This is a genomic window from Nonomuraea diastatica (genome assembly GCF_004349015.1).
GTDB lineage: Bacteria > Actinomycetota > Actinomycetes > Streptosporangiales > Streptosporangiaceae > Nonomuraea > Nonomuraea diastatica.
Window position 1 is genome coordinate 20,605 of the sequence record NZ_SMKP01000126.1, and the last position, 10,399, is coordinate 31,003.

12 protein-coding genes are annotated in these 10,399 nt (G+C 71.5%); 4 read left to right on the forward strand and 8 right to left on the reverse strand.

Translation table 11 applies throughout. From position 1 onward, the window contains the following. The first annotated feature begins 96 nt into the window (after nt 1-96). Nucleotides 97-609 (forward strand): VOC family protein, encoded by a 513-nt coding sequence (locus tag E1294_RS34630; protein ID WP_132515189.1) that lies wholly within the window; start codon nt 97-99, stop codon nt 607-609. 187 nt (nt 610-796) lie between these two features. On the opposite strand, the gene E1294_RS34635 is transcribed toward E1294_RS34630, so the two are convergent. From E1294_RS34635 to E1294_RS34650, 4 genes are read right to left on the reverse strand one after another with little or no spacing between them, the layout of a single operon-like run. Continuing rightward, entirely contained in the window at nt 797-2,017 is a 1,221-nt protein-coding gene (locus E1294_RS34635) for an ABC transporter permease (protein ID WP_246083498.1), read from the reverse strand. Then, entirely contained in the window at nt 2,017-2,742 is a 726-nt protein-coding gene (locus tag E1294_RS34640; protein WP_132515190.1) for an ABC transporter ATP-binding protein, read from the reverse strand. Before E1294_RS34640 ends, E1294_RS34635 begins: the two co-directional genes overlap by 1 nt. Then, complete coding sequence (locus E1294_RS34645) at nt 2,739-3,887, reverse strand: efflux RND transporter periplasmic adaptor subunit (RefSeq protein ID WP_132515191.1); 1,149 nt, start codon at nt 3,885-3,887, stop codon at nt 2,739-2,741. Before E1294_RS34645 ends, E1294_RS34640 begins: the two co-directional genes overlap by 4 nt. Beyond that, nucleotides 3,887-4,423 carry a hypothetical protein gene (locus E1294_RS34650; protein ID WP_132515192.1) on the reverse strand — a complete coding sequence of 179 codons (537 nt, stop codon included), beginning with the start codon at nt 4,421-4,423 and terminating at the stop codon, nt 3,887-3,889. Before E1294_RS34650 ends, E1294_RS34645 begins: the two co-directional genes overlap by 1 nt. 146 nt (nt 4,424-4,569) lie before the next feature. On the opposite strand from E1294_RS34650, the gene E1294_RS34655 reads away from it, so the two are divergent. Then, nucleotides 4,570-5,226, forward strand: a complete 657-nt coding sequence (locus tag E1294_RS34655) for a response regulator transcription factor (protein ID WP_132515193.1) — start codon at nt 4,570-4,572, stop codon at nt 5,224-5,226. Then, a complete protein-coding gene (locus E1294_RS34660) occupies nt 5,223-6,431 on the forward strand; it encodes a sensor histidine kinase (protein WP_132515194.1) in 1,209 nt (402 codons plus the stop codon). Before E1294_RS34655 ends, E1294_RS34660 begins: the two co-directional genes overlap by 4 nt. On the opposite strand, the gene E1294_RS57490 is transcribed toward E1294_RS34660, so the two are convergent. The 4 genes from E1294_RS57490 to E1294_RS58355 form a co-directional block, all read right to left on the reverse strand. Further along, the gene (locus E1294_RS57490; protein WP_281284558.1) at nt 6,428-6,556 is read right to left on the reverse strand and encodes a hypothetical protein; all 129 of its coding nucleotides are present in this window, start codon (nt 6,554-6,556) and stop codon (nt 6,428-6,430) included. The two genes, E1294_RS34660 and E1294_RS57490, sit on opposite strands and share 4 nt — an antisense overlap. 4 nt (nt 6,557-6,560) lie before the next feature. After that, entirely contained in the window at nt 6,561-7,127 is a 567-nt protein-coding gene (locus tag E1294_RS34665) for a hypothetical protein (RefSeq protein ID WP_132515195.1), read from the reverse strand. Nucleotides 7,128-7,221: 94 nt separating this feature from the next. Next, nucleotides 7,222-8,493 (reverse strand): MFS transporter, encoded by a 1,272-nt coding sequence (locus tag E1294_RS34670; protein WP_165977626.1) that lies wholly within the window; start codon nt 8,491-8,493, stop codon nt 7,222-7,224. Between the two features lie 397 nt (nt 8,494-8,890). Next, nucleotides 8,891-8,980 (reverse strand): SEC-C metal-binding domain-containing protein, encoded by a 90-nt coding sequence (locus E1294_RS58355; RefSeq protein ID WP_220448092.1) that lies wholly within the window; start codon nt 8,978-8,980, stop codon nt 8,891-8,893. A gap of 293 nt (nt 8,981-9,273) precedes the next feature. On the opposite strand from E1294_RS58355, the gene E1294_RS34680 reads away from it, so the two are divergent. Then, on the forward strand, nt 9,274-10,399 hold a 1,126-nt coding region (locus tag E1294_RS34680), incomplete at its 3' end, for a serine/threonine-protein kinase (RefSeq protein ID WP_165977627.1).

Genomic DNA, 10,399 nt, shown 5'->3' on the forward strand with positions numbered 1-10,399 from the left:
AGCGGCCCACCAGCCACACGGCACGGTGGACGGCACAAGGAAGGCGCGGCACGACGGCAACGACGACGGCTCGGCGGCCGTGAGGGGAGACAGTCCATGACCGTGCACGGCATCGACCACGTCGGGGTGACGGTGCCCGACCTTGACGAGGCGACGAAGTTCTTCGCCCACGCGTTCGGGGCCGAGGTGCTCTACGACACCCTGCCCAAGGAGCGGGGACCGAAGGGAGGGTGGGCGGTCGAACGGCGGCTCGGGGTGCCCCAGGGGACGGTCGAGGTGGCGATCCGCATGCTGCGGCTGCCCAACGGGCCCGGGATCGAGCTGTTCGAGTTCGGCGGGCCGCGGCAGGCCGACCCGGTCCTCATGTGCGATCTGGGGTGGCAGCACGTCGCCCTGTACGTCGACGACGTGGACGCGGCGGTCCAGCGGGTGATCGAGGCGGGCGGGTCGCCGATGGCCGAGCCGGTGCCGCTGCCGGGGCCGGAGTCGGGCGAGCGCAACCGGTTCGTCCACTGCCGCACACCATGGGGCAGCGTGGTGGAACTGGTCACCTACCCGGACGCGCAGCCGTACGAGCAGGACACCGGGCTGCGCCGCTGGCGGCCCTGACACGTGCCGGGGCCCGCCCCGTGCGCCGGGACGGTTTCCGGCCACTTGAAGCGCTCCCCACGGATGGCCCGGCGGTGAGTAGACCCTGTCTTGGCCTCCTCGCGAGCTTGGTTATCACTCACGTGTTCGACCACGCCGCACCATACCCGCGCTGGATGCGCCACCGCAGCCTCCCTCCCGCCGCGGCTCACGGGGTGGACAGGGCCTCCGTCGGTGACAGCCGGGAGGCGCGGATGGCCGGGTAGAGACCGGCCACGGCGCCGATGAGCAGGGTGGCCACCAGGCCGCCCACCGTGGCCCAGGCCGGCACCACGGACGGCCAGCCGCTGTAGAGCGCGTACCCCATGGTGACGCCCATGCCGAGCATGATCCCCCCGCTCCCGCCCATCGCGGACAACAGCAGCGACTCGGCGAGGAACTGCGTGCGGATCTGGCCGCGCGTGGCGCCAAGGGACCGCCGCAGGCCGATCTCCGCGCGGCGTTCGAGCACCGAGATGACCATGGTGTTGGCCACGCCGACGCCGCCGACGAGCAGGGCCACCGCGCCGACGCCCAGCAGGAGGTTGGCGAACGCCTGGCTGGTCGCCTGCTTGGCGGCCAGCGCGTCGGACGGGCGCGAGACGTCCACCTCGTTCGGCGCCTCGGGGTTGGCCGTGCCGGCCAGCACCTGGCGTACCGACTCCAGCTTGGCCTCCTCCGACCGGGTGTAGAGCGTGGTCGGGTGGCCGTCGAAGTCCAGCCTCGACTCCGCCACCGGCCAGCCGATCAGGACCCCGCTGTCCAGGTCGGTGGCGAGCGCCACCGGGTTCAGAATGCCGACGACCGTGAACCGCACGCCGCCGACGACGATCTGGGTGTCCGCTCCCGCCGCGCCGATGCCGAGCCGCTGGGCGGTGACGGAGCCGAGCACGGCGGCGGGGTAACCTTCCGTGGCCGCGTTCAGCCACGTGCCGCTGCTCAGGGTCGCGCCCACCGTGGCGGGCAGGTCGAGGCTCGCGGCGTACGCGCTGATGCCGCCGGTCTGTGCCTCGGGGATCTGCTCCGACCGGTAGACCTTGGCCTCGGAGACCTTCCCGACCGACGACGCCCGCTCGACGGGGCCGATGCGTTCGATCATCGTCTCCGCGTCCCTCGGCATCTGCGCCGCCTCGCCCATGAGCGTGGTGCCCGACGACACGGTGAGCAGGTTGGTTCCGAGCGCCGACAGCGTCCGGTCGAGCTCGGCGCCCGACGAGGACGAGAGCCCGACGACGCCGACCATGGCGGCGATGCCGATCGCGATGCCCAGCGCCGACAGGAACGCCCGCAGCGGTCGCGTGCGCAGGCCGACCGCGCCGACTCGCAGGACATCGCCCAGCCGCATCCTGGCCGGCGACGGTTTGAGCCGCGCCACCTCGATGCCCGCCATCACGCCACCCCTGATCCGGCGCGCCGGGACCAGGGCTCGCTGTGCGGTGCGGCGGCGGAGTCGGAGACGATCCGGCCGTCGCGCATCCGCACCTGCCTGGGCAGACCAGCCGCGATCTCCCGGTCGTGCGTGATGATCAGGATGGTCGTGCCGCTCGCGTTCAGCTCGTGCAGCAACTCCATCACCCCCGTCCCTGACACCGAGTCCAGCGCCCCGGTGGGTTCGTCGGCCAGCACCAGCGGCGGGTCGCCCGCCACGGCCCTGGCGATGGCCACGCGTTGCCGTTCACCGCCGGACAACTCGTGCGGCTCGTGGTCCATCCGGTGCCCCAGCCCCACCCGGTCGAGCGCGGCCGCCGCGCGGCGGCGCCGCTCGGGCCTGCTGAGGCCCGTGTAGACGAGCCCGTCGGCCACGTTGTCCAGCGCGGGGACCTTCGCGGCAAGGTGGAACGACTGGAAGACGAAGCCGATCGTGGTGGCCCGCAGCGCCGACAACTGCCCGTCCGACAACGTCGAGACGTCGTAGCCGTCGATGTGGACGGTCCCCGAGGAGGGCCGGTCGAGGGTGCCGATGACGTTGAGCATGGTCGACTTCCCCGAGCCCGACGGCCCGACGATGGCGGCCAGCTCGCCGTGCCGGATCCGCAACGACACGGACTGCAGCGCCGCCACACCGCCGGGATAGGTCCTGGACACGTCCGTCAGCTCGATCATGGGGTACGTCATGACTTCGGCATCCCCACGGTCATGCCCTCGGCGAGCTCGTCGCCGCTGACCTCGACCCGGCCCCCGGCGAACAGCCCCGTCTCCACCGCGACGTACCGGGGCCTGCCTCCCTCGATGACTTCGAGGCCGAACCCGCCCTCCTGCAGCGCCACGAGCGCCGCGACCGGCACGGTCAGGACGTCCTTGCGCTTGGAGGCGGTGAACGTCACGTCCACCGCCGCCTTGTCCAGTCCTTTGGCGGCCTTCGAGTCTCCGATCGAGACGAGCGCCTCCAGCCGGGTCTCCGGGTCGGCGTCCTGGCTCTCTCCGGGCTGGATGACGGTGGCGACCTCGGTCACCTTGCCGTCCACGCTCTTGCCGTCAGGCAGCGTGACCTCGACCTTGGAGCCCTTCTTGGCCATCCGCTGGTCCTCGGCGTCCAGCTCGACGGTGATCACCTTGGACGTGCCGGTGTAGGTCAGCACCTTCTGCCCGGGCGCGGTCGGCTGCCCCTCCTCCGCCTCCAGGCTCTCCACCCGCACCTTGCCGGGCGCGAAGACGATCCGGCCCAGCTCGACCACGCCGGTCTCGTCCAGCCCTCGATCCTCCTGCCACTCCATGACGGCCTCGGCCGTGTCGTAGGTGTACTCGTCGTCGACGGTGAAGCCGTCGTAGCCGAGCTTGCTGAGGTTGCGTTCCAGCGCCTCGACGTCGCCGCCCTCCAGACCCGCCTTGAGGTCGCGGTACGCGGGCGTCGAGCCGTACATGAGCATGACCGGCTCGTTGTCCACCCGGTAGAGGGACTTGCCGCGGGTGATCTGCCGGCCGCTGTCGGGCAGCCAGGTGATCGTGCCCGGTCCCCTGCTCACCGCCGTGGTCACCGGGCCGTAGCCCAGCTCGCCGTCGGCGTCCCTGGTGTCGTTCAGGGTCTGCTTGGTCACCTCGGTGGTGGCAGGGGGCAGCGCACCGGCCTGCTGCGCCGGCTCCACGTTCCCGTCCAGCAGGCCCGCGCTGTTCACCGCCACCAGCGCACCGCCGGCGACGGCCACGGCGACCAGCAGGCCGGCGACCAGCTTGCCCCGCCCGCCGCGGCGGCGGCGGGAAGACGCCGCGGCGGGCTCCGCCTTCCCGTCGAGAGGCGTGGCCCGGTCAGTCGCCGGAGCCATCAAGAATCTCCCATACCGGCGTCGGCGGACTCCTTCTGGCACTTGGCCTGCGCGTCCTTGAAGTCGGGGTCGTTGCCGACCTCACCCGTGATGCGCATCATGTTGCCCTCGGGGTCGGGGTAGGCTTCGACGCCGTTGTCACGCATACACTGCGCGAGCTTGCGCAGGTTCTCGCCCGCCTTGGGGTCGCCCTGGCCTGACTTCTGCCCGCTCGGGGCGAACTCCTTGCAGGCCTCCTGGGCCTTCTCGACCCGCTCCCGATCCTCCGGGCCTTTCACTTCCAGCTTCATCCTGACGCCCTTGCCCGGCTCCGGGTCGGCGACCTCCACGCCGTTCTCGCGCATGCACTGCGCGAACTTGAGGCCTTGTTCCTGCGGATCCACGCTCGGTTTGCCGCTGGCCGCGGCCTGGTCACCGCTGCCGCCGCTCACCGACGCCACGTCGGATCCGCCGCCGCTGCCGGACCCGCATCCGGTCAAGACCAGGATGAACGCGACCGGCGCCACGGCCAGCGCGCTGAGGACTCGTCCTCGCATCAATGCCCTCCTCCATCGAACTGTCGTCGAGGGAGATGCAATAGGGCCCGCTGTTTCCTCAACGTTTCCATTTCGGCTTACTTCGAGCGAATATCGCCTGCGCCACAATCAGCCTCGGTAAGCGGATGAAAGGGCTCTGATACGCCATGCGGGTGCTGGTGGTGGAAGACGAGCGCATCCTCGCCGACGCGATCGCCGAATGGCTGCGGGACGAGACCCACGCGGTCGACCTGGCCCACGACGGCGAGAGCGCTCTGGAGCGGATCGCGGTCAACGACTACGACGTCGTCGTGCTGGATCGCGACCTGCCGCGCGTGCACGGCGACGACGTGTGCAAGCAGCTCGTGGCGTCGGAGCGCGACGCGCGGGTGCTGATGCTCACGGCCGCCGCGCAGCTCGACGACCGGGTGACCGGGCTGTCCCTGGGCGCCGACGACTACTTACCGAAACCCTTCGCCTTCCCCGAGCTGGCCGCTCGTGTGCTGGCGCTGGGCCGGCGCGCCCGCCCCGCCGCGCCGCCCGTGCTGCGTCGGGCCGGGATCACGCTCGACCCGGCGCGGCGCGAGGTGTACAGGAACGGGCGGTTCGTGCCGCTGTCGAAGAAGGAGTTCGCCGTCCTGACCGAGCTCATGCGGGCGAACGGGACCGTCGTCTCGGCCGAGCACCTGCTGGAGAAGGCGTGGGACGAGCACGCCGACCCCTTCACCGGCGCGGTCCGGCTCACCATTCTCAAGCTGCGCCGCAAACTCGCCGACCCGCCGATCGTGGAGACCGTGCCCGGAGTGGGGTATCGCATCGCATGATCATCCCGCGCCTGCCGATCCTGCAGCCGACGCTCCGGCTGCGGCTCACCCTCGTCTACGGCGCTCTCTTCATGGTCGCGGGCCTGACCCTGCTCGGCGTCACCTACCTCCTGTTCGACCAGCAGCTCAACCAGTACTTCGAGAGCCGGTTCACGCCGGAGCCCGGCAGGTTCAAACAGATGATCCTGCGCCACAACGGGGTCGAGCTCTCGGGCGAGGCCGCCAGGGAGTTCCTGGCGCAGCAGGAGTCGGAGTTGCGCGGCCTCGCCACCACGTCGCTGATCACCCAGGGAGCGCTCGCGCTGATCGTCGTCGGCACCGCCGCGGTGGCGCTCGGATGGGTGGTGGCGGGCCGGGTGCTGACGCCGCTGCACCAGGTGACCGCCACGGCGCGCAGGATCGCCGCCGCCCCGATGGCCGAGCGCGGCCTGCACGAGCGGATCTCCCTGAACGGGCCCGACGACGAGGTCAAGGAGCTCGCCGACACCTTCGACACCATGGTCGAGCGGCTCGACCACTCCTTCGACGGGCAGCGCAGGTTCGTCGCGAACGCCTCCCACGAGCTGCGCACCCCGCTGACCCTGAACCGGGCGCTGGTCGAACTGGCCATGCACCGGCGTACGGCCACGCCCGACGTCAAGGAGCTGGGCGAGAGCCTGCTGGAGATCAACGCCCGCCACGAACGCCTCATCTCCGGACTGCTGCTGCTGGCCAGATCGGACCAGCACATCGCGGACCGGTCGCCGGTCGACCTGGCCGACGTGGTGACCCACGTGGTCGCCCACACCTCGTCCGACGCCTTCGAGGCCAAGGTCACGATGTACGAGGTCGCCGAGCAGGCCCCCACCACCGGGGACGCGCTGCTGCTCGAACGGCTCGTGCACAACCTCGTGGAGAACGGCATCCGCTACAACGTCGACGACGGCACCGGATGGGTGCGGGTGGTGAGCCGCACCGTGTCGGACGGGAAGGTCGAGGTGGAGGTCAGCAACACCGGGCCGAGCATGCCGCCGTATGACATCCCCCTGCTCTTCAAGCCCTTCCACCGGCACGGAGCCGAACGGACCGTCACGGGGAGGAGCGCCGGGCTGGGCCTGTCGATCGTGCGGTCGGTGGCGCTCGCGCACGGCGGCGAGGTGCGGGCACGGCCGCGCGAGGGCGGCGGCCTGGTCGTGATCGCCTCTCTCCCGCGCCCTCGCGCCTAGCGCGCCCCCGCCGCGTCCGGCAGCACGCAGATCAGCGTGCGGACGGCCCGGCTCGACGGTGCCGACAGCGTACGCGGCCACGCCCGCGACGGAAGCACCCGCACCATGTCGCCGTCCTCCGCCACGTGTTCAGTTGACGCAGTCTTGCGTGTCGAGCCCGAACGCCAGCTCCTTGACCGTGCCGTTCTTCGAGGCGATGAAGGCGTAGTAGGCCTTCTTGTTGCCGGGCACGGAGGCGAGGAGGAAGCCGCTCGCGGCGCTCTTCCAGCGCGGGTAGGCCTTCTTGACCTGCTTCGTCGTGGAGCCGATGCCGATGCCCTCCGGCGTCCTGGCTCCCTTCGGGGCGAAGATCACGGCCACGCCGCGCCGCTTCGAGATGTACAGGCCCACGCTGTTCTTGCCGGTGGGGTGTGCCTTCAGGTCCCACCCCGAGCACGCGCCTCCCCGCAGTGGCATCTTGAGCACGATCTTGCCTGTCGCTCTCGCCTTCTTCGCGCTCATCCCGAGCCTGACCTTGCCGTAGCCCTGCGGGCCCAGCCTGGTCTTGGCGACCCGGACGGTGCCAGCGGCCCGCCCCTCACCGACCGGTTGGGCCGCACGGGTTGCTTCGGCCACCCGGGCTGTTGGGGCGAGCGCGGGCGTGCCGGTCGCGAGCAGCACCCCGCCGGCCAGAACCGCGACGAATGCCTTGCCCATGATGATCGTCTCCTCGGGTCGGAACAGCGACCCCTCTGTATATCAGGGGAGCCGCTGTTCGGTGAGAGCGCCGGTGGCGGCGGGAAGTGCGGCCTCATCTCGTGGGCTCCGGCACAAGATCCGGGCCGGAGGCGGGTGCGGCGTGGTCTCCCCTGATGCGCCACACCGCCGGCGCCACAAGAGTGACGGCCGTCAGCAGCACGGCGGTCGCGGCGCTGACGCCCAGCACGGGACGGGTTCCGAGCAGGGCCACCGCGGGGCCGGCCAGCGCCATGCCGAGCGGCGCGGCCACGAGCCCGCCCAGCATCGTGACGGACGTCGCCCGCGCCACGAAACGCTCGGGCAGATGGTGCTGGATGCAGGTGGTCTGGAGCACGTTGTAGACCACCAGCTGCAGGCCGGCGGCGACGGCCGCGAGCGCCAGCAGCCAGACGTCGGCGGGCAGCGCCAGCAATGCCGGGAACGGCGCCATCAGGAGGAAGAACAGGATGGCGGCCGCCATTGGCCGTGCCGGTCTCCACCGTGCCCCGACCAGGCCGCCGGCGAGCCCACCGGCGGCGTAGGCGATGCCGATCGCCGACCAGGCCGGAGCGCCGCCGAGGTGGCGATCGGCGACGTACGGGCCGAGGACGAGGATCGGGGAGACCACGATCAGGTTGGTGACCGCGGCGTGCATGGTCCAGACCCACAACCAGGAGCGCCCGCGCACCTCGGCGATCCCGCCGCGGATGCTCGCCAGCAGCCCGCCGCCGCGCTGGAGCCGCTCGGCGGCCAGGTCAGCGGGCAACCGGTAGAGGAAGGCCGCGCTCACCAGGAACGTCAGCGCGTCGGCCGCGATCGCCCAGCCCGGCCCCGCCAGCGCCACGAGCGCTCCCGCCGTGCCGAGAGCCAGCATCGAGGCCGTGCTCCTGGAGAGCGAGATCAGCGAGTTGGCCGCCTGCAGCCGCTCCCGGCCGGCCAGCGAGGCGACCAGTCCCACGGCGGCAGGGTTGAAGAAGGCCGAACCCGCGCCGGCGACGAGTTGCAGGACGACCAACATCCAGACACTCGCCGTGCCCGTGAGCAGCAGCACCGCCGTCACGCCGTGCGCGGCGAACCGGGTCAGGTCGGCGAGCAGCATGACGGTCCTGCGCGAGAACCGGTCGCCGGCCGCGCCGCCCAGCAAGGTCAGCAGGATCACGGGCAGGCGGGTGCTCAGCACCACGATCCCGAGGTCCACCGGGGATCCGGTGAGGCCGAGGACGGCGAACGCGATGGCGAGCGGCGTCAGCGCGTCGCCGAACGCCGAGGCCGTCTGCCCGGCGTAGTAGCGGCGGAAATCGCGGACAGCCAGTGGCGCGAGCATCATCCGGACGGAACCGCTCACCGGCCACCGCTCCGCCCCGCGCCACGACGGCGCACAGACCCGATGCCCGCGGGACCCGCGACGGCAGACGACCTCACATGACGGTGGCGGAACGACCCGACGTGCCCCCATCTGGACGCGCGGCCGGTGGACGGGCGTGGCCCGGTTGTGCTCCGGTGAGCTGCGCGCACCATGCACATCTTTCCGGGCACCTCTTTCCGGCCCTCCCGCGTCGACGGCGTCCGGCCCTTGTGGCTGGGACGGCCGGAAGGATGCGGAGCCACCCTGCCAGGCCTCACCGACAATTGCGTGTCCCGCCGCCGACGGTGCCGGGCGGCGAACGGTTCGCCGGTGAAGGCCGGGCAGCCACTGCGGTGGCTAGGAGCGGTCGCGGACGTAGTAGTCGCCGAGCGTGTCGTCATAGCGGCCGGTCGGACGGCAGCAGCGGCGGAAAGCGCCGCCCTGAGCCGCAGGGGCACGGGTCCTTGCCGCCGAGCTTCTCGATCAGCTCCTTGCCGCGGCCGACGCGCCGGTCGCCGCGTTTGACGTGCGTCTCGCTAGAGGGAACCCCCGGCGGCGCTTGCTGGTGGGCTCAAAAGGACATCTCGTCGCGGTGCATGGCGGGCCTCCTGGGTCCGTGGTCGGTGCTGTCACGATAGAAGTCCGTACGCGGATCCGCGATCGAATTTCCTGGCTGACGTGGCGATTTCCTACATGCCAGTAACTTCGCTACAAAACTTCTTTCGGGTGGGTATCGTACGTAAAGATCTACCAAACCCGTCTCAGGAGTCAACTTCTCTCATGGCGCACGTCGAACCGCTGCGGGAGGACGACCCGGCGGTGGTGGGGACCTACCGCTTGCTCGGCCGGCTGGGCTCGGGCGGCCAGGGGACCGTCTACCTCGGGCAGGCGCCTGACGGCACGCGGGTGGCGGTCAAGGTGCTGCGTTCGAGGGCCGGGTTCGACGACAGGTTCGCGAAGGAGATCGAGAACGCGCGGCGGGTGGAGCCGTTCTGCATCGCGCAGGTGCTGGACGCCTCGCTGGGGCGGCAGCCGTACATCGTGACGGAGTACGTCGAGGGCCCGTCGCTGCACGAGGCCGGCCGGCACGCCGGGGCCGATCTGCAGCGGCTGGCGGTCGCCACGGCCACCGCGCTGGCCGCCATCCACGCGGCGGGCATCGTCCACCGCGACTTCAAGCCCGCGAACGTGCTGCTCGGCCCGGGCGGCCCCCGCGTCATCGACTTCGGCATCGCCCGCGCCATGGACGACGCGGCCACCCACACCAGCGGCATCGTGGGGACGCCCGCGTACATGGCGCCCGAGCAGCTGGCGGGACAGCCGGTGGGGACGCCGGCGGACGTGTTCGCCTGGGCGTCGGTGATGGTGTGGGCGGCCACGGAAACGCCGCCGTTCGGTCAGGACACGCTGCCCGCCATCATCAACCGGATCCTGAACAACGAGCCGCAACTCGGCGACCTGCCGCATCCGCTGCGCTCGATCGTGTACGCCTGCCTGGCCAAGGATCCGCGGGCCCGGCCGACCATGCGGGACGTGCTGCTGCGGCTGCTGAGCGGGAACAACCCGCCCGTGCCGCACGCCGGCGGGCCGATGCCTCCGAACGGGCCGCACATGAGCGGGCCGGTGCCGAACGGGCCGCACGCGAGCGGACCCATGGCTCCGAACGGGCCCCGCGCGGGCGGGCCGACGGGCTCGCCGGGTGGCCATAAGGGCCTAATCGTGCCCGTGCTGGCGGGTGTCTCGGGTGTCGTCGTGGCGACGCTGATCGGCGGGATCCTCTGGATCGCCCCGGGATGGGGTACGCGGGAAGAGAAGCCGCTCGCCGCGCCCTCCCCCGGCACCACCACGCCCTCCGCGGAACCGACGCCGTGGGCGTGCGCTTCTTCGGGGCGGTGGTGGGCTTGGC

Coding starts and splice junctions, on each gene's coding strand:
- E1294_RS34645 (WP_132515191.1), bottom strand. CDS start 3,887: ATGGCTCCGGCGACTGACCGGGCCACGCCTCTCGACGGGAAGGCGGAG.
- E1294_RS34635 (WP_246083498.1), bottom strand. CDS start 2,017: ATGGCGGGCATCGAGGTGGCGCGGCTCAAACCGTCGCCGGCCAGGATG.
- E1294_RS34655 (WP_132515193.1), top strand. CDS start 4,570: ATGCGGGTGCTGGTGGTGGAAGACGAGCGCATCCTCGCCGACGCGATC.
- E1294_RS34650 (WP_132515192.1), bottom strand. CDS start 4,423: ATGCGAGGACGAGTCCTCAGCGCGCTGGCCGTGGCGCCGGTCGCGTTC.
- E1294_RS34665 (WP_132515195.1), bottom strand. CDS start 7,127: ATGGGCAAGGCATTCGTCGCGGTTCTGGCCGGCGGGGTGCTGCTCGCG.
- E1294_RS34640 (WP_132515190.1), bottom strand. CDS start 2,742: ATGACGTACCCCATGATCGAGCTGACGGACGTGTCCAGGACCTATCCC.
- E1294_RS34660 (WP_132515194.1), top strand. CDS start 5,223: ATGATCATCCCGCGCCTGCCGATCCTGCAGCCGACGCTCCGGCTGCGG.
- E1294_RS34630 (WP_132515189.1), top strand. CDS start 97: ATGACCGTGCACGGCATCGACCACGTCGGGGTGACGGTGCCCGACCTT.